20 protein-coding genes are annotated in these 21,825 nt (G+C 71.5%); 11 read left to right on the top strand and 9 right to left on the bottom strand.

Annotated elements, in window-relative coordinates; genetic code table 11:
* Positions 1 to 51 precede the first annotated feature (51 nt).
* The 8 genes from nirB (at position 52) to RYJ27_RS04865 (ending at position 11,401) form a co-directional block, all read left to right on the top strand.
* Complete coding sequence (gene nirB / locus RYJ27_RS04900; RefSeq protein WP_330171629.1) at positions 52 to 2,628, top strand: nitrite reductase large subunit NirB; 2,577 nt, start codon at positions 52 to 54, stop codon at positions 2,626 to 2,628.
* Complete coding sequence (gene nirD, locus RYJ27_RS04895) at positions 2,625 to 3,014, top strand: nitrite reductase small subunit NirD (RefSeq protein ID WP_330171628.1); 390 nt, start codon at positions 2,625 to 2,627, stop codon at positions 3,012 to 3,014. Before nirB ends, nirD begins: the two co-directional genes overlap by 4 nt.
* Positions 3,011 to 4,243 (top strand): uroporphyrinogen-III C-methyltransferase, encoded by a 1,233-nt coding sequence (gene cobA, locus RYJ27_RS04890; protein ID WP_330171627.1) that lies wholly within the window; start codon positions 3,011 to 3,013, stop codon positions 4,241 to 4,243. Before nirD ends, cobA begins: the two co-directional genes overlap by 4 nt.
* Positions 4,240 to 5,385: a uroporphyrinogen-III synthase gene (locus tag RYJ27_RS04885; RefSeq protein WP_330171626.1), complete on the top strand. Its 1,146-nt coding sequence runs from the start codon at positions 4,240 to 4,242 to the stop codon at positions 5,383 to 5,385. Before cobA ends, RYJ27_RS04885 begins: the two co-directional genes overlap by 4 nt.
* Positions 5,382 to 6,092, top strand: coding sequence for a sirohydrochlorin chelatase (locus tag RYJ27_RS04880; RefSeq protein WP_330171625.1), 711 nt, complete (start codon positions 5,382 to 5,384; stop codon positions 6,090 to 6,092). Before RYJ27_RS04885 ends, RYJ27_RS04880 begins: the two co-directional genes overlap by 4 nt.
* A 151-nt stretch (positions 6,093 to 6,243) precedes the next feature.
* Positions 6,244 to 7,665 carry an MFS transporter gene (locus tag RYJ27_RS04875; protein ID WP_330171624.1) on the top strand — a complete coding sequence of 474 codons (1,422 nt, stop codon included), beginning with the start codon at positions 6,244 to 6,246 and terminating at the stop codon, positions 7,663 to 7,665.
* Positions 7,666 to 7,670: 5 nt separating this feature from the next.
* On the top strand, positions 7,671 to 9,236 hold the full coding sequence (locus RYJ27_RS04870) for an FAD-dependent oxidoreductase (protein WP_330171623.1): 1,566 nt from the start codon (positions 7,671 to 7,673) through the stop codon (positions 9,234 to 9,236).
* Positions 9,233 to 11,401, top strand: a complete 2,169-nt coding sequence (locus RYJ27_RS04865) for a molybdopterin oxidoreductase family protein (RefSeq protein WP_330171622.1) — start codon at positions 9,233 to 9,235, stop codon at positions 11,399 to 11,401. Before RYJ27_RS04870 ends, RYJ27_RS04865 begins: the two co-directional genes overlap by 4 nt.
* Positions 11,402 to 11,419: 18 nt before the next feature.
* On the opposite strand, the gene pyk is transcribed toward RYJ27_RS04865, so the two are convergent.
* The 5 genes from pyk to rpsP form a co-directional block, all read right to left on the bottom strand.
* The gene (pyk, locus tag RYJ27_RS04860) at positions 11,420 to 12,841 is read right to left on the bottom strand and encodes a pyruvate kinase (RefSeq protein ID WP_330171621.1); all 1,422 of its coding nucleotides are present in this window, start codon (positions 12,839 to 12,841) and stop codon (positions 11,420 to 11,422) included.
* Positions 12,842 to 12,966: 125 nt separating this feature from the next.
* Positions 12,967 to 13,644 carry a tRNA (guanosine(37)-N1)-methyltransferase TrmD gene (trmD, locus tag RYJ27_RS04855; protein WP_330171987.1) on the bottom strand — a complete coding sequence of 226 codons (678 nt, stop codon included), beginning with the start codon at positions 13,642 to 13,644 and terminating at the stop codon, positions 12,967 to 12,969.
* A 13-nt stretch (positions 13,645 to 13,657) separates the two neighbouring features.
* Positions 13,658 to 14,329 carry a ribosome maturation factor RimM gene (gene rimM / locus RYJ27_RS04850; protein WP_330171620.1) on the bottom strand — a complete coding sequence of 224 codons (672 nt, stop codon included), beginning with the start codon at positions 14,327 to 14,329 and terminating at the stop codon, positions 13,658 to 13,660.
* Positions 14,322 to 14,552 (bottom strand): RNA-binding protein, encoded by a 231-nt coding sequence (locus RYJ27_RS04845; RefSeq protein ID WP_330171619.1) that lies wholly within the window; start codon positions 14,550 to 14,552, stop codon positions 14,322 to 14,324. The genes rimM and RYJ27_RS04845 overlap by 8 nt, the downstream gene beginning before the upstream one ends.
* Positions 14,553 to 14,556: 4 nt before the next feature.
* On the bottom strand, positions 14,557 to 14,976 hold the full coding sequence (gene rpsP, locus RYJ27_RS04840) for a 30S ribosomal protein S16 (RefSeq protein WP_330171618.1): 420 nt from the start codon (positions 14,974 to 14,976) through the stop codon (positions 14,557 to 14,559).
* 203 nt (positions 14,977 to 15,179) lie between these two features.
* Between rpsP and RYJ27_RS04835 the strand changes: the two genes are divergently transcribed.
* A complete protein-coding gene (locus RYJ27_RS04835) occupies positions 15,180 to 16,337 on the top strand; it encodes a glutamate--cysteine ligase (protein WP_330171617.1) in 1,158 nt (385 codons plus the stop codon).
* Between the two features lie 49 nt (positions 16,338 to 16,386).
* Here the strand turns inward: RYJ27_RS04835 and ffh are convergent, their stop codons facing one another.
* Both ffh and RYJ27_RS04825 read right to left on the bottom strand, forming a co-directional pair.
* Positions 16,387 to 17,940, bottom strand: a complete 1,554-nt coding sequence (gene ffh / locus RYJ27_RS04830; RefSeq protein ID WP_330171616.1) for a signal recognition particle protein — start codon at positions 17,938 to 17,940, stop codon at positions 16,387 to 16,389.
* Positions 17,941 to 18,007: 67 nt separating this feature from the next.
* Positions 18,008 to 18,589 (bottom strand): TetR/AcrR family transcriptional regulator, encoded by a 582-nt coding sequence (locus RYJ27_RS04825; protein WP_330171615.1) that lies wholly within the window; start codon positions 18,587 to 18,589, stop codon positions 18,008 to 18,010.
* 111 nt (positions 18,590 to 18,700) lie between these two features.
* Between RYJ27_RS04825 and lipB the strand changes: the two genes are divergently transcribed.
* Positions 18,701 to 19,351: a lipoyl(octanoyl) transferase LipB gene (gene lipB / locus RYJ27_RS04820; protein WP_330171614.1), complete on the top strand. Its 651-nt coding sequence runs from the start codon at positions 18,701 to 18,703 to the stop codon at positions 19,349 to 19,351.
* On the top strand, positions 19,348 to 20,337 hold the full coding sequence (gene lipA, locus RYJ27_RS04815) for a lipoyl synthase (protein ID WP_330171613.1): 990 nt from the start codon (positions 19,348 to 19,350) through the stop codon (positions 20,335 to 20,337). The genes lipB and lipA overlap by 4 nt, the downstream gene beginning before the upstream one ends.
* Before the next feature lie 46 nt (positions 20,338 to 20,383).
* Here the strand turns inward: lipA and RYJ27_RS04810 are convergent, their stop codons facing one another.
* Positions 20,384 to 20,887 (bottom strand): DUF2004 domain-containing protein, encoded by a 504-nt coding sequence (locus RYJ27_RS04810; protein ID WP_330171612.1) that lies wholly within the window; start codon positions 20,885 to 20,887, stop codon positions 20,384 to 20,386.
* 62 nt (positions 20,888 to 20,949) lie between these two features.
* Complete coding sequence (ftsY, locus tag RYJ27_RS04805; protein ID WP_330171611.1) at positions 20,950 to 21,822, bottom strand: signal recognition particle-docking protein FtsY; 873 nt, start codon at positions 21,820 to 21,822, stop codon at positions 20,950 to 20,952.
* Between the last annotated feature and the right edge of the window lie 3 nt (positions 21,823 to 21,825).

Genomic DNA, 21,825 nt, shown 5'->3' with positions numbered 1-21,825 from the left:
CCGAAACCTGCCGAACACACCGGGGCAATCTCCCCTGGCTACCGTGACGGCATGCCCCACCCCGATGACAGCACGCACATCGTGGTGGTGGGAGCGGGCATGGTGGCCCACCGCTTCGTGGAGAGCCTGCTCTCGCGCGGCGATCGCCCGTGGCGCGTCACCGTCATCGGGGACGAGGCCCGGCATCCCTACGACCGGGTCGGGCTGACCGGGTATTTCGCCGGTGCGAGCGCCGAAGACCTCACCCTCGACCGCTCCGTGCTCGACGACGAACGCGTGAGCTTCATGCGCGGCACGGCCGTCACCGCGATCGACCGCGAGGCGCGCGAGGTCACGACCGCGTCGGGCGAGCGCGTCGCTTACGACCGCCTGGTGCTGGCGACGGGCTCGTACGCGGCCCGCCTCGCCGTCGACGGCTTCGGGCTCGACGGATGCTTCGTCTATCGCACGCTCGACGACGTCGAGGCCCTGCGCGGCTTCGTCGAGGCCCGGCGCGCCGAGCTCGGCCGACCGCTCACCGGCACCGTCATCGGCGGCGGCCTGCTCGGCCTCGAGGCGGCGGGGGCCCTGCAGGGCCTGGGTGTCGAGAGCACGGTCGTGCAGTCCTCCGATCGGCTGATGTCGGCCCAGCTCGACCAGCCGGCGGGCGCCGCGCTCGCGCGGCTGATCGAGGCGCGCGGCATCCGGGTCAAGACCGGCGCGATCACGACCCGCGTCGATCCCGGTCGCGACGGCCGGGTGACGGGGCTGGAGTTCCGCGACGGCACGTGGGAGCGCACGGATGTCGTGGTCTTCACGGTGGGCGTGCGCCCGCGCGACGAGCTTGCCCGCGCCGCCGGCCTCGCCGTGCACGAGCGCGGCGGCGTGCTCATCGACGCCGAATGCCGTACGAGCGACGACCGCATCCTCGCGATCGGCGAGGTCGCCAACTTCGACGGGCTGTGCGTGGGGCTCGTCGCCCCCGGGTACGCGATGGCCGAGGTCGCCGCGACCCGCCTGCGGGGTGGCGACGCCTCGTTCCCGGGATACGACCTCTCCACCAAGCTGAAGCTCAGCGGGGTCGACGTGGCCAGCTTCGGCGACGCGTTCGCCACGACCCCCGGCGCGCTCGACGTCGTCTACGCCGACCCCGTCGCGGGGGTGTACAAGAAGCTCGTCCTCTCGGACGACGCCAAGACGCTGCTCGGCGGCATCCTCGTCGGTGACGCCTCGGCCTACGGTTCGCTCCGGCCCCTCGTCGGCGGGGCTCTCGGTGGCGACCCCGCCGCCTACCTCATGCCGGAGGGAGGGGTCGCCGCGCCCACGGGAGACCTCCCGGACTCGGCCCTCGTCTGCTCGTGCAACTCGGTCACCGCCGGCGCCATCCGCGGCGCCGTGCAGGAGGAGGGCTGCTCCGACGTCGCCGCCGTGAAGTCCTGCACGAAGGCGGGCGCGGCGTGCGGGTCGTGCGTCACCATGATCAAGAAGCTCGTCGGCACCGAGCTCGCGAAATCCGGCGCGAGCCTCAGCAGCGCGCTCTGCGAGCATTTCGACCTCTCGCGCCGTCAGCTCTTCGACGCCGTGCGCGTCTCGGGTCTTCGCACCTTCAGCGCGGTCATCGAGCGCTTCGGCACGGGACGCGGCTGCGACATCTGCAAGCCCGCCCTCGCGAGCATCCTCTCGACCCTCGTCGGCGGTCACGTGCTCGAGGGCGAGAACGCGACGCTGCAGGACACCAACGACCACGTGATGGCGAACCTGCAGAAGGACGGCAGCTATTCGGTGGTCCCGCGCATCGCGGGGGGCGAGATCACGCCCGAGGGACTGCTCGTGATCGGGCAGGTGGCCAAGGACTTCGGCCTGTACACGAAGATCACGGGCGGCCAGCGCATCGACATGTTCGGCGCGCGGCTCGAGCAGCTGCCCGACATCTGGAAGCGCCTCGTCGACGCCGGCTTCGAATCCGGGCACGCGTACGGCAAGTCGCTGCGCACGGTCAAGTCGTGCGTGGGATCGACCTGGTGCCGGTACGGCGTTCAGGACGCGGTGGGAATGGCGGTGCAGCTCGAACTGCGCTACCGGGGCCTGCGCTCTCCTCACAAGATCAAGCTCGGCGTCTCGGGCTGCGCGCGCGAATGCGCCGAGGCGCGCGGCAAGGACGTCGGAGTCATCGCCACCGAGGCGGGCTGGAACATGTACGTCGGTGGCAACGGCGGCTTCACGCCGCGCCACGCGGTGCTGTTGGCGGAAGGGCTCGACGACGACGCTCTCCTGAGGGCCATCGACCGGTTCCTGATGTACTACATCTTCACGGCCGACCGCCTGCAGCGCACCGCGCCGTGGTTCGAGGACCTGGAGGGCGGCATCGACGAGGTGCGGGCCGTCATCTTCGACGACAGCCTCGGCATCTGCGCGGACCTCGACGCCGCGATGGCCGCCCACGTCGCCAACTACGAGGACGAGTGGAAGGCGACGCTGGCGGATCCCGAGAAGCTGCGCCGCTTCGCCTCCTTCGTCAACGCGCCCGCGACGCCCGACCCGTCGCTCGCGTACACGGCCGAGCGGGGGCAGCCGCGTCCCGCGACCGCGGCGGAACGGGAGGACGGACGGGTCCTCATCGCCGGAACCACCCTGGAGGTGCGCCGATGACCATCGCCGACGCGAGGCCGGAGTCCGACGCCGCGATCCCGCGCTCGCAGTGGGTGCGGGTGTGCGCGCTCACCGATCTCGAACCCGAGCGCGGGCGCGCCGCCCTCGTCGGCGGCACGCAGATCGCCCTGTTCCTCACGCACGAGCGCCGGGTGCACGCTGTGTCGAACTATGACCCCTACAGCGGTGCGCACGTCATCTCCCGGGGTATCGTCGGGACGCGGCAGAATGCCCCCACCGTCGCCTCGCCGATGTACAAGCAGGTGTTCGACCTACGCACGGGCTCCTGTCTCGACACGCAGGGGAAGGAGCCCCGCACGCTGGCCGTCTGGCCCGTCGCGGTGCAGGACGGAGACGTCTACGTCCGATCGGAGGAGCTGACATGACGACGATGCTCGGCATCTCGCTCGCGGGCCGCGACGTGCTCATGGTCGGCGGGGGCACGGTCACCGCGCGGCGGCTGCAGCGCCTGCTCGACGACGGCGCGCGCGTCCGCATCGTGGCGCCGCTGCTGAGCCCCGAGGTCCAGGACCTCGTGGACGCCCATTCCCTCGAGTGGCTGCCGCGCCCGGCCCGCACCACCGATGTCGACGGCGCCTGGCTGGTCCACACCGCTACGGGGGTCCCCCGCGTCGACGCACTCATCGCCGCGGCCTGCGAAGAACGCCGCATCCTGTGCGTGAACGCGTCGGACGGCGCGCACGGCACGGCACGCCTGGCCGCCGAGGCGCGCTCGGGCGACGTCGTGGTCGGGGTCGTCTCCGACGCGGGCGTCGATCCGCGCCGCGCCGCGCGCCTGCGCGACACGATCGGGGCCCTGCTCAGGGATGGTCGGCTGCCTCTGCGACGGCGTCGCGCGGGAGCCGCGGGGCGTGTGGACCTCGTGGGCGGCGGGCCCGGCCCGACCGACCTCATGACCCTGCGAGGGCGTCGCCTCCTCGCCGAGGCCGACGTCGTCGTCGCCGATCGCCTCGGACCCACCGACGTCCTGAGCGAGCTCGATCCCGATGTCGAGGTGATCGACGTCGGCAAGCGTCCGAATCACCACCCCGTGCCCCAGCACGAGATCAACGCCCTCCTGGTCGCGCACGCGCGCGCGGGAAAGCGCGTCGTGCGCCTGAAGGGGGGCGACCCGTTCGTCTACGGCCGCGGCGGCGAAGAGGTCGCCGCGTGCCTGGCCGCCGGCATCCCCGTCGAGGTCGTGCCCGGTCTCACCAGCGTCGTCTCGGTGCCGCAGGCGGCGGGAATCCCCGTCACTCACCGCGGCACCGCCGCCGGCGTGCACATCGTCAACGGGCAGGCCGAGACGAGCGAGAGTACACTCGCCGCCCTCGCCGACGAGACGGTGACCACCGTCGTGCTGATGGGCGTCGCCGCCCTCCCCCGCCTGGTTCGCGCGGCCGAGCAGGCGGGAGTTCCCGCAGACCGCCCCATCGCCGTGGTCGAGAACGGCCACACCCCTCACCAGCGCACGACGCGAACGACGCTCGGACGTGTCGTCGCCGACGCGGCCGCGGCCGGCGTGCAGAACCCCGCCGTGATCGTCGTCGGGGAGGTCGCACGCGCCGGCCTCCTGATGCCCGACCCGTCGTTGGCAGAGGGCTCCGGCCGGTGACATCCGCTGCCCGCCCCGCACTGTCGGCCGCCCTCGAGGGCTGCACGATCGTGATAGCCGTCGACCGGCGCTCGGGCGAACTGGCGGCCGCGCTGGAGCGGCACGGCGCCCAGGTGCGACACGCGCCGGCGCTGACGATCGTGCCGCACATCGACGACGAGGCGCTCATCTCTCGCACCCGCGAGCTCATCGCCTCACCGCCGGAGATCGTGGTCGCCACGACGGGGGTGGGGTTCCGCGGTTGGATGGAAGCCGCCGACGAGGCGGGACTGCACGATCAGCTCCACCGCGCCCTGGAGGGAGCTCAGATCGTCGCGCGGGGTCCGAAGGCACGTGGGGCGATACAGCAGGCGGGCCTGACCGCGGACTGGGTGGCCGAGTCCGAGACCTCCACCGAGCTCGGCGAGTTCCTGCTCGCGGAGGGCGTCTCGGGACGCCGCGTCGCCGTGCAGCACCACGGCTCCGGCGCAGACGGTCTGGACGAGCTCTTCACCGGACACGGCGCGGATGTCGTCAGCCTCACGGTGTACCGGTGGGGTCCCCCGCCCGACCCCGAGGCGGTGCGCCGATCGGTCGTCGCGACGGGCACGGGCGACGTGGATGCCGTCCTCTTCACCTCCGCGCCCGGCGCCGAGGAATGGATCAGCGCGGCGCGGCGCGAAGGCATGCTCGACGACATCCGCGGGATGTGGGCGGCCGGGAGGGTGCTGATGGCGGCCGTCGGCCCGATCACGGCGGGTCCGCTGGTCGACGCCGGCCTGTCCCCCCTCATCGCCGAGCGCGGACGACTCGGATCGCTCGTGCGGGGAGTCGTGACGCACTTCGGCGGCGGGCATGCCGCCGGGCTCGAGACCGTCGCGGGCCGGCTCGAGCTGCGCAGTTCGGGCGCCGTGTGCGGCGGCCGGCACATCCCCCTCTCGCGCACCGGAATCGACGTACTCGCCTCCCTCTTCGCCGCCCGAGGGGGCGTCGTATCGCGGGCGAGCCTGCAGGGCGCGCTGCCGCGCTCCGGTCACAACACGCACGCGGTCGAGATGGCGGTCGCGCGGCTGCGCGAAGCGCTCGCCTCCCCCGACCTCATCAAGACGGTGGTCAAGCGCGGCTACCGCCTCAACGTCGTCGAGCCCGAGGGACGCCCATGACACCCACCCTCATCGCGTGCTCCCATGGCACGCGGTCGCACGAGGGCCGTCAGGCCATCAGCACCCTCCTCGACCAGGTGCGCACCCTGGTGCCGGGCGTGCGCGTCGAGGAGGCGTTCGTCGACGTCCAGGAACCGGCCATCGGCGAGGTCGTCGGTCGCGCCGTCGCCGAGGGCCCCGCGGTGGTCGTTCCCGTGCTGCTCTCTACCGGCTACCACACCCGCGTCGACATCGCGCGAGCCGTCGCCGCGCACCCGGGCAGGGCCATCGCCGCGCCGGCGCTCGGACCTCACGACCTCCTGGCGCTCGTCCTCGAATCGCGCCTCGCCGATGCCGATCTGCAGGGCGGCGACGCGATCGTCCTCGCGGCGGCGGGATCGAGCGATCCGGCCGCCGCGATCGACGTGCAGGCGATGGCCGACCGACTCGCGCAGTGCGTCTTCGCCCCGATCACCGTCGGGTTCGCCGCAGGAGCCCACCCGCGCATCGACGCGGCGGTCGAGAGCGCACGGGCGGCGGGCGCCGAGCGCGTGATCGCGGCCAGCTACGTCCTCGCGCCCGGGTACTTCGCCGACGTGATCGGCCGGGCGGGAGCGGACGCCGTGACGGCGCCGCTGGCACCGGACCTGCGTATCGCGGCGCTCGTCGTGGAGCGCTTCCGGGCCGCGGCGGCGCAGCTGGGCGGCGCGGCCGCGCTCGCGAAGTGATCTCGGAGGCAATGTTTCCGGCAGATGACCGCGCCCTAACCTTCGCGTCCACCGCTCGGTGACACAGAAGTGACGCAGCGGTAACTCCCGCGACAGTCGGCACGAAACACGGCGTCCGTAGCGTCGGATCACGCCTATCCGAGGAGATCCGATGTCAACGACCGTGCAGCCCTCGTCCGTCGGCAGCGATGCCGGAACCCCAGCGCCCGGGGGGAGCGCCCCCGTCCGCCTCACCCGCCGCCCCGGACGATGGGTCGACGGCTACGACCCCGAGAACGCCGACTTCTGGCGGGGCGAGGGTCGCGGCATCGCCCGGCGCAACCTCGGTTGGTCGATCTTCGCCGAGTTCCTCGGCTTCATCGTCTGGCAGCTGTGGAGCATCGTCGTCGTCATGCTGCCCGCCGCGGGCTTCGATCTCACCAGCTCCCAGTCGTTCTGGCTCATCTCGCTGCCGAGCCTCGTGGGCGCCACGATGCGCTTCCCGTACACCTTCATGGTCGCCCGATTCGGCGGGCGCAACTGGACGATCGTCTCGGCCGCGCTCCTGCTGATCCCCGCGACCCTGCTGGGGTTCGTCGTCGGCAACCCCGACACCCCGTTCGGCGTGCTCCTGCTCGTCGCGGCCCTCGCGGGGTTCGGCGGCGGCAACTTCGCCAGCTCCATGGCCAACATCACCTACTTCTTCCCGCAGAAGGAGAAGGGCTGGGCCCTGGGCCTGAACGCCGCGGGCGGCAACCTCGGCACGTCGGTGGCGCAGTTCACGGTGCCGATCGCCGTCACCATCGGTGCGGGTGCGACGCTGAACATCTCGCTCGCGGGATGGATGTGGATCCCCCTCATCCTCCTCGCGATCTGGGGCGCGTGGCATTACATGGACAACCTGTCCAATGCCAAGGCGGACGTCGCGGGCTCCGCCGCAGCGCTTCGCGAGCCGCACCTCTGGCTGATGTCGCTGCTCTACATCGGCACCTTCGGCTCGTTCATCGGCTTCGCGAGCGTCTTCCCGAAGCTCATCGCCGACCAGTTCCCCGAGTTCTCCACGTTCCAGATCGGGCAGGCGGCGATCTCCCTCGCCTTCCTGGGTGCGCTCGTCGGATCGCTCGCGCGTCCCTACGGCGGGAAACTGGCCGACCGGTTCGGCGGAGCCCGGATCACGGTAGCGGCCTTCGCCGTCATGGCCCTCGGGGCCCTCGCCCTGGTGTGGACGCTCCCGATGCGCAGCTTCCCGCTCTTCCTCGGCTGCTTCCTCGTGCTCTTCGCCGCCACCGGCGTGGGCAACGGATCGACGTACCGCATGATCCCCAACGTGTTCGCCGCCCGTGGGCTGGCGCGGGGCGCCACGTCGGGCAGCATGGGCATGCAGCGCAAGGCGGCCGCCGCGCTCGGGCTGATCTCGGCCATCGGGGCCTACGGCGGCTTCGTGATCCCGCAGATCCTGAACGCCTCGCAGCTGGCCACGGGCGCGTACTCGGCCGCCTTCTACGGATTCGTCGGGGCCTATGTCGCACTGCTGCTGATCACGGTGTTCGCCTATGTGATCCCGCGCCGCTCGCTCGCCGGACAGAGGATCTGAACCGCATGAGCACCCCCGTCCTGCTCCGCGTCGTGCTCGTCGGCTTCGGCCCCGTCGGTGCGCGATTCGCCGAGGAGATGCTTCCGGCCATCGCCGCCGGCCGGGTCGCCCTGACCGTCGTCGGAGCGGAGCGGGACGACCCGTACAACCGCGTGCTCGTGGCGGAGTATGCGGCCGGTGAGGTCGCCCGCGACGACCTCACCCTCCTCGGGTCGACCACGCTGACGGATGCCGGCGCCACCGTGCTGCGCGGTGTCCGGGCGACCGGGATCGACCGCGAGGCGCACCTCGTGCACCTCTCCACGGGCGATCGTCTCGTCTACGACCGCCTCGTGCTGGCGACGGGAGCTCGCGCCAACGTCCCCGTGCTCGACGGTCTCGAGCGGATCGTGGGCGCCTCCGACGGGCTGGACGACACCCTCACCGAGGGCGTGTGCGTCCTGCGCACCGCCGAAGACGCCGAGCGCGTGCGCACAGTGGTCGCCGAGGGCGGCCGGGTCGTCGTTCTCGGGGCGGGGGTGCTCGGCATCGAGCTGGCCCTCCTGCTCGCCCAGGCGGGCGCCCGCCCGTCGGTGGCCCACTTCGGCCCCACGCCCATGCCGCGACAACTCGATCGCGGGGCGGCGGCCGTCCTGGGAGCCGCCCTCGAGCGCGCGGGAGTACAAGTCGTCCCGCACACCCGCGCCGAGGCGATCGTGGCGCGCCCGGACGAGCGGGGCATCCGCCGATTCGAGGCTCTCGTCAGCGCCGACGGCAAACGCATCCAGGGCGATCTTCTGGTGCTCTCGTGCGGTGTCACCGCCCGCGCCGAGCTCGCCGGCGAGGCGGGCCTGCGGGTGGGCGGCGGCGTCCTCGTCGATGACCGACTGCGCTCATGGACCGATCCGGACATCCTCGCGATCGGGGACTGCGCGCACATCGGCGACGCCGACGCGCATCTGCACGACCAGGTGGTCCCCGGCGGACCCGCGGGGCTCATCGGCCCGGGCTGGCGCCAAGCGGAATGGCTCGCGCGGGCCCTGATCGCGGAGTGCGAGGGCTCCGACGTCGAACCCTTCGTCGACGACACGCCGGGGGTCGTGCTCCTGAAGGCCGAGGGCGTCGATCTCGTGTCGGCGGGCGATGTCAGCGCCGACCCGTTCGCTCCGGTCCCCCGCGGCGAGCAGGCGCCGGGCGTCGCGCTCTGGGCCGATCCCGAGCACGGCACGTACACGAAGATGGTGACGCGCGACGGCGTGCTGACCGGCTTCGTCAGCGTCGGGATGCCGCGCACGGCCGCCGAGCTGGGTGTGCTGTACACGCGGCGAGGAGAGCTCCCCTCCGACCGTTCGCTTCTGCTGCGTCTGGACGCCGTCGAGGACCTCGCGCCGCGGGCGACCGGGCGCGAAGCGACCGTGTGCGTCTGCAACGCCGTCACGGCCGGTGCCATCGAGGACGCCATCGCCGACGGCTGCGCCAGCGTCCCCGAGATCGGACGCTGCACCCGCGCGGGCACCGGATGCGGAGGCTGCCGCTCCCGCATCGCCGAGATACTGACCGCCTCCGGCACCCTCGAGGCGGCACCCGCATGAGCGCGCCGGACGCCGCCGGCGGTGGCGACGGGCCCTCCACCGGAACCGCCACGCACTGCCCCTACTGCGCGCTGCAGTGCGCGATGACCCTGGATCCCGCCCCGGGCGACCGCGTGCCCGTGCGCGTGACGGGCCGGGATTTCCCCACCAACCGCGGCGGGCTCTGCAAGAAGGGCTGGACCTCGGCGGAACTGCTCGCGATCCCCGATCGCCTCACGACGCCTCTCGTGCGCGGAGAGGACGGCGAGCTGCAGGAGACCTCCTGGGAGACCGCTCTCGACACCCTCGCGGCACGACTGCAGGAGCTGCGGTCCGAGCACGGTCCCGACGCGGTCGGTGTCTTCGGGGGCGGCGGCCTCACGAACGAGAAGGCGTACCAGCTGGGCAAGTTCGCCCGCATCGCCCTGCGGACCTCGCGCATCGACTACAACGGGCGCTTCTGCATGTCGTCGGCTGCGGCGGCATCCACCCGGGCCTTCGGCATCGACAGGGGCCTGCCCTTTCCGCTGACCGACCTCGACACGGCCGACACCGTGATGCTGCTGGGCTCGAACGTCGGCGACACCATGCCGCCGTTCGTCTCGCACCTGCAGGGAGCGCGCGCCGCGGGCGGGTTGCTCGTCGTCGACCCGCGCCGCAGCAGCACCGCTCGCCTGACCGAGGACGGCGGCGGCCTGCACGTCCAGCCGGTGCCGGGCAGCGATCTGCCGCTGCTGCTGGGCCTGTGCCATATCGTCCTCGCCGAGCGCCTCTACGACTCCGAATACGTCGCCGCCCGCACGACAGGGCTGTCCACGCTGCGCGCATCGGTGGCGTCGTGGTGGCCCGAGCGCGTGCAGCAGGCCACGGGCGTGCCCGCGCCCACACTGCGCGCCCTGGCCCGCCGGCTGGCCGAGGGGCGCTCGACCTACATCCTCACGGGACGCGGCGTGGAACAGCACGCCGACGGCACCGATACGGCGACGGCCGCGATCAACCTCGCCCTGCTGCTCGGTCTGCCCGGCAAACCGGGCAGCGGGTACGGGACCCTGACAGGCCAGGGCAACGGACAGGGCGGACGCGAGCACGGGCAGAAGGCCGATCAACTGCCCGGGTACCGCAAGATCACCGACCCGGAGGCGCGCACGCACGTGGCGAGCGTATGGGGCGTGGATGCCGACGCGATCCCCGGACCGGGCGTGCCCGCCGTCCAGCTACTGCAGAGCGCAGGCACCGACGCGGGCGTCAAGGCGCTGCTCGTGCACGGGTCGAATGTCGTCGTCTCGGCGCCGAACGCCGGGGCGGCCCGGGCCGCCCTCGCCCGCCTCGACCTCCTCGTCGTCTGCGACTTCGTCCTGAGCGAGACCGCGCGACTCGCCGACCTCGTCCTGCCCGTGCTCCAGTGGGCCGAGGAGGAGGGCACGATGACCAATCTCGAGGGGCGCGTGCTCCGCCGTCGGCGGGCGCTGACCGCGCCGGAGGGCGCACGCAGCGAGTTGTGGATCATGGCAGAGCTCGCGCGGCGCCTGGATGCGCCCGGCACATGGAGCCTCGATCCGGCCGAGGTCTTCGACGAACTCGCCCGCGCGTCGGCGGGCGGACTCGCCGACTACTCCGGCCTCAGTCACGTCCTGCTCGACGAGATGAGCGAGCGCGGGGACGCCGCCTTCTGGCCTTTCCCGGTGGGGAGCACGGGCACGCAGCGCCTCTTCGACGACGGCTTCGCGCACCCCGACGGTCGTGCCCGTCTCGTGGCCGTGAGGCGCGCAGCGCACCGGCGGACGGCGGCGGGAGACGAGCTCACCCTCATCACCGGTCGGCTCCTCGAGCACTACCAGAGCGGGGCCCAGACCCGACGGGTGGCCGAGCTGAACGACGCCCGTCCGCGCGTCGTGGCACAGCTGCACCCCGTCACCGCGGCCGATCGGGGGCTCACCGACGGCGGCCTCGTGAGGGTGTCCAACACGCGGGGGACGGTGGATGCCGTGGTGGGGATGAGCCCCGACATCCGCCCCGACACGATCTTCCTTCCGTTCCACTTCGCGGATGCCGAAAGCGCGAACCTGCTCACGAGCGATGCGGTCGACCCGATCTCGGCGATGCCGGAGTTCAAGACAGCGATCGTGCGCATCGAGCCCATTCGGTCTCCGACCCGCTCGCCCGCGCGAGGCCCCGGACAGGCCTAGGCGCAGGGCCGGTCCGCGTCACGCGCCGCCCACGTCGCCGAGGCGGTGCACGCGGACGTTGTTGGTCGTGCCGGGGACGCCGGGAGGAGCCCCCGCGGTCATCACCACGACCTCCCCTGCCGACGCGCGGCCCGATCCGAGCACCACCTCGTCGACGAGACGTATGAGCTCGTCCGTGGTCCCCACGCGCGGAACGAGGAAGGTCTCCACGCCCCACGTGAGCGCGAGGCGGCATCGCGTCCCGGGCATGTCGGTGAAGGCGAGGATGGGCGTGGGATGCCGCAGCCGCGCCATCCGACGGGCGGAATCCCCCGACTGGCTGAAGACGCACAGGAATCGGGCCCCGACGAAGTCCGCGATCTCCGTCGCGGCGAGGGTCATGGCGCCGCCCTGCGTGCGCGGACTCGTCCCGAGAGGGGGGATCCGTTCCAACCCGTGGCGCTCCGTCGACTCGATGATCCTCGCCATCGTCGACACGACCGTGACGGGGTGCGCTCCGACACCCGTCTCCCCCGACAGCATCAGCGCGTCGGCCCCGTCGAGCACGGCGTTCGCGACGTCGGAGGTCTCGGCCCGCGTCGGAACCGGGTTCTCGATCATCGACTCCAGCATCTGCGTCGCGACGATCACCGGCTTCGCCCAGCGGCGCGCCTCCTGCACCGCGCGTTTCTGGACGATGGGAACCTGCTCGAGCGGCAGTTCCACGCCGAGGTCGCCGCGCGCGACCATGACGCCGTCGAACGCATCGACGATGGCGTGCATCGCCTCGACGGCCTCCGGCTTCTCGATCTTCGCGATGACGGGCACACGCCGGCCCTCCTCGGCCATGATCCGCAGCACACGCAGCGCGTCCTTGGGAGAGCGGACGAACGACAGAGCGATCATGTCCGCCCCCAGCGCGAGCGCCCACCGCAGGTCGGACTCGTCCTTCTCCGTGAGGGCGGGGACCCGCACGTCCACTCCCGGCAGGTTGATCCCCTTGTTGTCGGAGACGGTGCCTCCCACGACGACCTCCGTCAGCAGGCGCACGCCGTCGCTCTCGATCGCGCGCAGCCGCACGCGCCCGTCGTCGATGAGCAGCGTGTCGCCCGGAGCGGCGTCCCGGACGAGCGGCGCGAAGGTCGTGCCGCAGTAGTCCTTCGTCCCCCGCACGTCCTCGGTGGTGATCGTGAACAGGTCTCCGGGCTCGAGGTCGTGGGGGCCGTCTGCGAATCGTCCGAGCCGGATCTTGGGGCCCTGCAGGTCGACCAGCACACCGACGGCGCGACCCGTCAGGTCTGCGGCGCGCCTGACCCGCTGGTAGACGCTCTCATGGACCTCGCGATCGCCGTGGCTGAGGTTGAGCCGGGCGACGTCCATGCCCGCGCGCACGAGGGCTTCGATGGTGTCCTCGTCCTGCGATGCGGGTCCGAGGGTGGCGACGATCTTGGCGCGGCGCATGAGAGGTTCCTCTGCAGAGATGGTCCACGGGCGTTCCCGCGATTCTCCACCGTTCGCGCCCCGCGCGCATGTACGGCCCGTAACGATCCGCGGCCCCGCCGAGCGCCGGGTGACGCCCGGAGCGGTCAGCTCAGCAGATCGGGACGGTACTGACGCGTGCGTTCGATGCTCTGCTCGCGTCGCCACTGGGCGATCGCGCCGTGGTTTCCGCCGAGCAGGATCTCGGGGACCGATCGATCCCGCCAGACGGGCGGCTTCGTGTAGATCGGGTACTCCAGCAGGCCGTCCTCGTGCGATTCCTCGACGAGGCTCGAGGGATTGCCGACGACGCCAGGCACGAGCCGCGTGACGGCCTCGATCATCGCCATCGCGGCGACCTCTCCCCCGTTGAGGACGTAGTCTCCGAGGCTCATGAGCCGCACCCGGCCGCGCGCCGCGTAGTGGTCGATCACGCGCTGGTCGATGCCCTCGTAGCGTCCGCAGGCGAAGACGACATGCTGCTCGGACGCGAGCTCGCGAGCGGTCGCCTGCGTGAACAGCTCCCCGGCGGGGGAGGGCACGATCAGCACGGCGTCCTCGCCGAGGATGCCATCGAGCGCCTCGCCCCACGGCTCGGGCTTCATCACCATGCCCGCCCCGCCCCCGTACGGGGTGTCGTCGACGGTGCGATGGCGGTCGTGGGTGTGGGAGCGGAGGTCATGGACCCTCAGATCCAGGATGCCGCGCGCCCGCGCCTTCCCGATGAGCGACAGGTCCAGCACATCGAAGAACGCCGGGAAGATCGTGACGATGTCGATGCGCACGACGCCGGCCCCGTCAGCTCTCGCGAGCGTCGTCGCCGGCGCCGTCATCCGCCGACGCCTCGCCCGGCGCGTCCTCGTGCGGCTCGTCCTCGTCCGGTTCGTCGTCCAGGTCCTCGAAGAGACCGGCGGGCGGCGTGACCACGACACGTCCCGCGTCGACGTCGACCTCCGGCACGATGGCGCCGACGAAGGGCACCATGATCTCGCGCTCACCGGCCTTGACGATCAGCAGGTCCTGCGCGGGCAGATGCTCGACGCGGATGACCCGACCGACGCTCACCCCGTCGCGCACGACGTCGAGCCCCGTCAGCTGATGGTCGTACCAGGCGTCGGGCTCCGAAGGCTCGGCCGCCGCATCCGCGTCGATCCACAGGATCGCGCGGACGAGCGCCTCCGCGGCGTTGCGGTCGTCGACGCCCTCGAAGAAGGCGACCGGGTGGCTGTTCATCCAGCGGAACTCCCGGACCGTCAACGGCTTGCCGTGCCAGGGAGAGGACTCCGGCACCTGCAGGGTGAAAGTGGCCCCGGGCGTGAACCGCCCCTCGGGGTCGTCGGTGTAGAGCTCCAGCTTGAGGGCGCCCTTGAGACCGTGCGCCTTCACGAGGCGCCCGACGCGCAGCTGGGTCTTCGCCCCCTTCGGGGGACGGGCCTTGACGGGCCCGGTGTCCTCGGGCACGTCAGTCATCCGCGACGTCGACGCGCACGCGGCGACCGTCGGCGAGCGCGGAGACGAGCGTGCGGAGGGCTTTCGCGTTGCGTCCGCCGCGCCCGATCACCCGGCCTCGGTCATCGGGGTGCACGCGCACCTCGAGGACCTCCCCGCGAGCGGAGGAGACAGCGTCGATGCGGACATCGTCGGGGTGATCGACGATGCCCTTGACGAGGTGTTCGAGCGCGGCGGCGAGCAACGTCTTACTCGGCGTCGGTGGTCGCGTCGTCGGACGCGGCCTCGGCGGGCTGCTCGGCGGGAGCGGCCTTCTTCTCGGCCTTCGGCAGCAGCACGGGCTTCTTGGCGGCATCCGCCTGGAACGCCTGCTTCGGCTCGGCGACCTTCACGGTCGAGACCGCGTCCTTGTCGCCCTTGAACTTGCCCCAGTCGCCCGTGAGCTTCAGCAGCGCAGCCACCTGCTCGGTCGGCTGGGCGCCGACGCCCAGCCAGTACTGGGCGCGGTCGGAGTCGACCTCGATGAGCGAGGGCTCCTCGGTGGGGTGGTACTTGCCGATCTCCTCGATGACACGACCATCGCGCTTGGTGCGCGAGTCGGCGACGACGATGCGGTAATACGGCGCACGGATCTTGCCCAGGCGCTTGAGACGGATCTTGACAGCCACGATTCTCCTGAATGGTGTGGAAGGGAACGAACCGATCGCCTGGAGCGTGGGGTGCACACCCGGCGGAAGCTCAATAAGTCGGGACCGCGCTGGATAGAGGGTCGAGCGCTGGACCCGACCCACCATTCTGCCAGATCCGCGGGTCTCCCGCGAACCCCCCGGCCGCAGCGGAGACGCGGGATGCCGCGTGCCAGACTGTCGCCATGACAGTGACGTTCGCGGCATCGCCCCGATCGACCGTCGGCATCGAGTGGGAGCTCATGCTCGCCGACGGCACCTCGGGCGACCTCGTCCCTCGCGCTCCCGAGGTGCTCGAACACCTCGAGGAGGAGACCCGCCTCGAGCGCTTCACCGTCACCGGCGAGCTGCTGACGAACACGATCGAGCTCACCAGCGGGGTCGGCGACACTGTCGCCGCGGCGGTGGACGACATCGCCGACGCGATAGCCGCCGTGCGCGAGATCACCGACCCGCGCGGGATCGAGATGCTCTGCGCGGGCTCGCACCCGTTCGCGCAGTGGTTCGAGCAGTCGGTCACCGACAAGACGCGCTACAACACCCTGATCGAGCGGACCCAGTGGTGGGGCCGCAACATGATGATCTGGGGCATCCACGTCCACATCGGCGTCGACGACGTCGACAAAGTGCTCCCGATCATCGGTGCACTGTCGGTGTACCTGCCCCACCTGCAGGCGCTCTCGGCATCCAGCCCCTACTGGGCCGGCGAGCGCACGGGATACGCGTCCAACCGCGCGCTGGTCTTCCAGCAGCTGCCCACGGCGGGACTGCCGTGGCAGCTGGACACGTGGGCGCAGTACGAGTCCTACCTCGACGACATGGTGCGCACCGGTGTGATGGAGGATGCCACGGAGGTGCGGTGGGACATCCGTCCCGCACCGCGCTGGGGCACCGTCGAGGTGCGGGCGTGCGATGGCATGTCGACCCTTCCGGAGCTGGCGGCGGTCGCGGCGCTCACGCAGGTGCTGGTGGAGCACTTCTCGCGCGAGCTCGACGTGGGCCGGGAGCTGCCCACCATCCAGCCGTGGTTCGTCCGTGAGAACAAGTGGCGCGCCGCGCGGTACGGCATGGACGCGCGGGTCATCGTCGACCGCGCCGGCACCCAGGAGCTCGTCGCCGACCATCTGCGGGAGACGATGGCACGCCTGCAGCCCATCGCCGAGGAGATCAAGTGCGCGCGCGAGTTCGCGGGCCTGGAGGCGATCCTCACGCAGGGGGCGAGCTACGAGCGCCAGCTCGTGGTGGCGGAGGCCTCCGGCGGCGACCTCCGCCAGGTCGTTCAGCACCTCATCCGGGAGTTCCGCACGGGCCCCACGCTGCGTCAGCACCTCGGCATGGGGTGAGGATGCTGCGGTGGGGCCGCGGCATCCGATGAGGCCCCCAAGCGGGGGCTCAGCCCTTACCGAACAGCTTCTGGATCTCCGCCAGATCGGCCTCGCTCGGCGCCCCCGCGCCCGCCCCGCCCGCGCCCAGGCCGAACCCCGACCCCGTCGGGGCCTTGGCGCCGACACCCGCGTTCTCCGCGGCGCGCTTGGCGGGGTTGCCCGACCGCGAGCCGCCCTTCGCCTTCTGCTGCTTTCCCCGCTTGCCGCCGCCGTGGGCGCCGGGCATCGGGCCCATGCCGGGAATCTGCGGCATCCCGCCACGCGCGACCGTCTTCATCATCTTCGCCGCCTGGTCGAAGCGCGTCACGAGCTGATTGACGTCGGTCACGGTCGAACCCGACCCCCGCGCGATGCGGAGCCGCCGCGATCCGTTCAGGACCTTGGGGTTGCGTCGCTCCCCCGGCGTCATCGAGCGGATGATCGCCTCGGTGCGACCCAGCTCGCTCTCGTCGAAGTCCTCCAGCTGCTGCTTCATCGCGCCCATGCCCGGCAGCATGCCGAGCATCTTCTTCATCGAACCCATCTTCTTCAGCTGCTGCATCTGCTCGAGGAAGTCCTCGAGGGTGAACTGCTCCTTCGCGAGCTTCTCGGCGACCTTGCGCGCCTCGTCCTCGTCGAACGCCTGCTGGGCCTGCTCGATGAGGGTGAGGATGTCACCGAGGTCGAGGATGCGACTCGCCATGCGATCGGGGTGGAAGGCCTCGAGGTCGTCGAGGCCCTCGCCCGTGGAGGCGTAGATGATCGGCCGGCCGGTGACGGAGGCGACGGAGAGCGCCGCGCCACCGCGGGCGTCGCCGTCGAGCTTGGAGAGCACGACGCCGGTGAAGTCGACCCCCTCCTGGAACGCCTTGGCGGTGTTGACGGCATCCTGACCGATCATCGCGTCGATGACGAACAGCACCTCGTCCGGGTCGGTGACGCGGCGGATGTCGGAGGCCTGCTTCATGAGCTCGGCGTCGACGCCGAGGCGACCCGCCGTGTCGATGATGACGACGTCGTGCTGCTGGCGGCGGGCGTGCTCGACGCCGTCGCGCGCGACACGCACGGGGTCGCCGACGCCGTTGCCGGGCTCGGGTGCGTAGACGGCGGCGCCGGCGCGCTCGGCGACGACCTGGAGCTGGCCCACGGCGTTGGGACGCTGGAGGTCGGCGGCGACGAGGAGGGGCGTGTGCCCCTCCTTCTCGAGCTGCTTGGCGAGCTTGCCCGCGAAGGTCGTCTTGCCCGAGCCCTGCAGGCCCGCGAGCATGATCACGGTAGGGGCGGTCTTGGCGAACTGGAGCCGGCGCTGCTGCCCGCCGAGGATCGCGACGAGCTCCTCGTTGACGATCTGGACGACCTGCTGCGCGGGATTGAGGGCGCGGTTGACCTCGTCGCCGAGGGCGCGCTCCCGCACGGTCGCGGCGAAGTCCTTCACGACGGACAGGGCCACGTCGGCGTCCAGGAGGGCACGCCGGATCTCCCGCACCGTCGCATCCACGTCGGCGGGCGAGAGCTGCCCCTTCTTGCGAAGGTTGCGGAACGTATCGGTGAGACGATCGGAGAGGGTGCCGAAGGTAGCCATGATGCGTCGAGTTTACGCGAGCGGATACCGCGCCGATTTCGGCGGACCCGCGCGCGATCGCGGGGCGCTACGGGCCCGTGACGCCGAGCAGCGACAGGGCGCGGACGAGCACGTCGCGCAGCGACACGCGTCCCGCGCCCTGCCGGGCCCACTCCTCGACGGCAGCCAGCACCGCTCCCCCGTACGCCGCACCGGCGACCGCGGCCCGCAGCTCACCGGCACCGGCGGAGCGCAGCCGGCCCGCCACGTGCCGCGCGATGCGCGCCTGGCGCACGGATGCCTCGCGCTCGAGCTCGTCGTCGAGCCCCATCTGCCGGGAATTGGCCAGGGCGAGCGCGAGACTGTCGGGCGCGAACCCGTCGACCGCCTCGACGAGGGCTCGCCGCACCGCGGCGTCCGGATCCGCGTCGGCCCCGGCATCCGGCGACGTGCTCAGGCGCGCGACGCGCTCATCGAACCCGCCCCAGAGCACGTCGGCCTTCGAGGGGAAGTAGTTGAAGAAGCTCGACCGGCTCACGCCCGCACGCCGCGTGATGTCGGAGACGGATGTCGCGGCGTACCCCTGCTCGAGGAAGAGCTCGCACGCGGCCTCGGCGAGCACCTCGCGCGATGACGCGCGAGGGCGACCGCTCCGTGGCTCCGACGACATGCGGTCAGCGTATCCGGCCGCGCCGCGTCCCCGGGCCGGGCACCCCGCGCGCCATCCGGGCGTATTGTTGGACGCGGTACAGAAAATAGCGCTACAAGCGAGGGAGCAAGCGTGCTCGACATCCAGCGGGTGGGACTCTCACCCGATCTCGTCCCCTATATGCAGGGCTGGCAGCTGCAGCGCGACGTGCACGCCGCTGTCGTCGAGGGCACGCGGCCCGACACGCTGCTGCTCCTCGAGCACGAGGCCGTGTACACCGCCGGCAAGCGCACCGAGCCGGCGGAGCGCCCTCAGGACGGCACGCCCGTCGTCGATGTCGACCGGGGAGGCAAGATCACGTGGCACGGGCCGGGTCAGCTCGTCGGCTACCCCATCGTGCGCCTGCACGAGCCCGTCGACGTCGTGGGCCACGTGCGACTCCTCGAAGGGGTGCTCATCGATGTGCTCCGCGAGCGCGGCATCGACGGCTACCGCATCGAGGGTCGCAGCGGCGTGTGGGTGCGTCGCCCGCTCTCGGAGGACAAGGTCGCCGCGATCGGTGTGCGCGTCCAGCGCGGCGTCACGATGCACGGCTTCGCCCTGAACTGCGACAACTCCCTCGCCGCGTTCCGCGCGATCATCCCGTGCGGCATCGCGGATGCCGGGGTCACCACCCTCAGCGAGGTCGCCGGCGCGGAGATCTCGCCCGCCGACATCGTCGACGAGGTGGCCGCCGCGTTCGAGGCGACATACGCCGGCACCCCCGCGGGGATGGCCGCATGAGCGCGACACCCGAGGGCCGCAAGCTTCTGCGCCTGGAGATCCGCAACGCCGAGACCCCCATCGAGCGCAAGCCGGAGTGGATCAAGACGAAGGCCAAGATGGGCCCGGAGTACACCGCTCTGCACTCGCTGGTCAAGGACGAGGGGTTGCACACCGTCTGCCAGGAGGCGGGCTGTCCCAACATCTTCGAGTGCTGGGAGGACCGCGAGGCCACCTTCCTCATCGGCGGGTCGCAGTGCACCCGACGATGCGACTTCTGTCAGATCGACACCGGCAAGCCGGCCGACTACGACCGCGATGAACCGCGACGCGTCGCCGAGAGCGTCGTGCAGATGAATCTCCGCTACGCCACGGTGACGGGCGTCGCTCGCGACGACCTGCCCGACGAGGGCGCGTGGCTGCACGCCGAGACCGTGCGCAAGATCCACGAGATGAACCCGAACACGGGCGTCGAGATCCTCGCCACCGACTTCAGCGGCAATCCCGACCTGCTCGCAGAGGTCTTCTCCTCCCGCCCGGAGGTGTTCGCGCACAACGTCGAGACCGTGCCCCGCATCTTCAAGCGCATCCGGCCGGCGTTCCGGTACGAGCGCTCGCTGGACGTGCTGACGCAGGCGCGCGCCGCGGGGCTCATCACGAAGTCGAACCTCATCCTCGGCATGGGCGAGGAGCCCGAGGAGGTCGTCCAGGCCCTGCAGGATCTGCATGAGGCGGGCACCGACATCATCACGATCACGCAGTACCTGCGCCCCTCTCCCCGCCACCTGCCAGTGGCGCGCTGGGTCAAGCCCGCAGAGTTCGTGGAGTTCAAGGAGGAGGCCGAGCGCATCGGATTCCTCGGCGTGCTGGCCGGGCCGCTGGTGCGCTCGTCCTACCGTGCGGGCCGCCTCTGGGCCCAGTCGATGATCTCGAAGGGCCGGGAGATCCCGCCTCACCTCGCGCACATCGCCGAGGGCGTCGACTACGGGTTCGCCCAGGCGGTCTGAGCCGGCGCCCCGCGCGTCTGCGGGGGGCCTCCGGCCGGCGGCCGTGTCACTCGGCGCTGGTGACCGATTGAACCGCTCCGTCGCTGGCGAGATTCACGAGGAGCACGTCGTCGGTCGCATCGGGGTCGAGGGCGTACTCGAGCACCGCGAAGGGGTCCCCGCCGCCGAGCTCGTCGGCGAGGATCGTCATGCTCATCAGCTGCAGCGAGCGGATGACGTCGACGGCGATGTCGCCCGACACGTCCGCGAGGATCTCCTGGAGCTCGTCCTCCCCGTACGACGCCTCCTGCTGCAGGATGTACTCCGTCACCTCGCTCGTGCGGTCATCGACCTGCGCGAGCATGGCGTCCCGCGCCAGCCGGTCGATCCCCTCGATCGTCGCGACCATTCCGGCCGCGATGTCGAGTGCCGCGGGCGTCACGTCCTCCTGATCGGGCGCCGTCAGATCGACGGTGACCTGCTGGTCGCCGAACTCGATGTTCTCGGACCAGAAGATCGACCCGTCGGGTCCGGACTCGAGGAGTCCGAAGAAGTCGTGCTCGATCGCCATACCTCCATGAAACCAGCACGCGACGCCACACGGTAGCCCGCCGCGGCGCGTCGCCGGATGGCTCACTCCACGAGCGCGGCGGCGAAGACGTGCGGCGTGAAGCCGGTCAGGTCCCCGATGCCCTCACCCTGACCGAGAAGCTTGACGGGGATGCCCGTGCGCTCCTGAACGGCGAGCACGAAACCGCCCTTCGCGGAGCCGTCGAGCTTCGTGATGACCAGACCCGTGACGCCCGCGTGCTGCAGGAAGGCCTCCGCCTGCATGACGCCGTTCTGACCGGTCGTCGCATCCAGCACCAGCAGGACCTCGCTGATGGGCGCGAGCTTCTCGACGACGCGGGTCACCTTGCCGAGCTCGTCCATCAGGCCGCCCTTCGTGTGCAGGCGCCCGGCGGTGTCGATCAGCACGATCTCGGTTCCCGTGCGCTGGGCGAAGTCCACCGTCTGATAGGCGACGGATGCCGGATCCTGCCCCTCCTGCTGGGGCCGCACGATCTGCGCCCCTCCGCGGTCCGCCCACGTCGCCAGCTGATCGACGGCGGCGGCGCGGAACGTGTCGGCGGCACCGACCACGACCGAGCGACCGTACCGCTGCAGGAACTTCGCGAACTTCCCGATCGTCGTCGTCTTCCCCACGCCGTTCACGCCCACCATCAGCACCACCGCGGGCCGCTCGGTGAGCCGCAGCGTCGTGTCGAACCTCGCGAAATGCTCCTCGAGCGTCTCGCGCAGCATTCGCTGGAGGTCCTTGGGGTCGGTCGTGCGATAGCGCTCGACCTTCTCGCGCAGCTCGTCGACGATCCGCTCGGTGATGTCCGGCCCGAAGTCGGCCTGGATCAACGCGGTCTCGAGGTCGTCCCACGTCGTCTCATCGATCGTCGGCTTGACGAACATGCCGCGCAGCGCGCGACCGAGCGACCAGGACTTCTCCGCCATGAC

The organism is Microbacterium limosum, assembly GCF_036324365.1.
Classification (GTDB): domain Bacteria; phylum Actinomycetota; class Actinomycetes; order Actinomycetales; family Microbacteriaceae; genus Microbacterium; species Microbacterium limosum.
This window is presented reverse-complemented; position numbering and strand designations above follow the sequence as displayed.

Bases quoted from the DNA above. Each gene is read 5' to 3' on its own strand.
- lipA (WP_330171613.1), top strand. From the start codon at position 19,348: ATGAGCGCGACACCCGAGGGCCGCAAGCTTCTGCGCCTGGAGATCCGC.
- pyk (WP_330171621.1), bottom strand. From the start codon at position 12,841: ATGCGCCGCGCCAAGATCGTCGCCACCCTCGGACCCGCATCGCAGGAC.
- RYJ27_RS04880 (WP_330171625.1), top strand. From the start codon at position 5,382: ATGACACCCACCCTCATCGCGTGCTCCCATGGCACGCGGTCGCACGAG.
- RYJ27_RS04810 (WP_330171612.1), bottom strand. From the start codon at position 20,887: ATGGCGATCGAGCACGACTTCTTCGGACTCCTCGAGTCCGGACCCGAC.
- ftsY (WP_330171611.1), bottom strand. From the start codon at position 21,822: ATGGCGGAGAAGTCCTGGTCGCTCGGTCGCGCGCTGCGCGGCATGTTC.
- RYJ27_RS04875 (WP_330171624.1), top strand. From the start codon at position 6,244: ATGTCAACGACCGTGCAGCCCTCGTCCGTCGGCAGCGATGCCGGAACC.
- RYJ27_RS04835 (WP_330171617.1), top strand. From the start codon at position 15,180: ATGACAGTGACGTTCGCGGCATCGCCCCGATCGACCGTCGGCATCGAG.
- nirD (WP_330171628.1), top strand. From the start codon at position 2,625: ATGACCATCGCCGACGCGAGGCCGGAGTCCGACGCCGCGATCCCGCGC.
- RYJ27_RS04825 (WP_330171615.1), bottom strand. From the start codon at position 18,589: ATGTCGTCGGAGCCACGGAGCGGTCGCCCTCGCGCGTCATCGCGCGAG.
- RYJ27_RS04865 (WP_330171622.1), top strand. From the start codon at position 9,233: ATGAGCGCGCCGGACGCCGCCGGCGGTGGCGACGGGCCCTCCACCGGA.
- ffh (WP_330171616.1), bottom strand. From the start codon at position 17,940: ATGGCTACCTTCGGCACCCTCTCCGATCGTCTCACCGATACGTTCCGC.
- RYJ27_RS04870 (WP_330171623.1), top strand. From the start codon at position 7,671: ATGAGCACCCCCGTCCTGCTCCGCGTCGTGCTCGTCGGCTTCGGCCCC.
- rimM (WP_330171620.1), bottom strand. From the start codon at position 14,329: ATGACTGACGTGCCCGAGGACACCGGGCCCGTCAAGGCCCGTCCCCCG.
- cobA (WP_330171627.1), top strand. From the start codon at position 3,011: ATGACGACGATGCTCGGCATCTCGCTCGCGGGCCGCGACGTGCTCATG.
- nirB (WP_330171629.1), top strand. From the start codon at position 52: ATGCCCCACCCCGATGACAGCACGCACATCGTGGTGGTGGGAGCGGGC.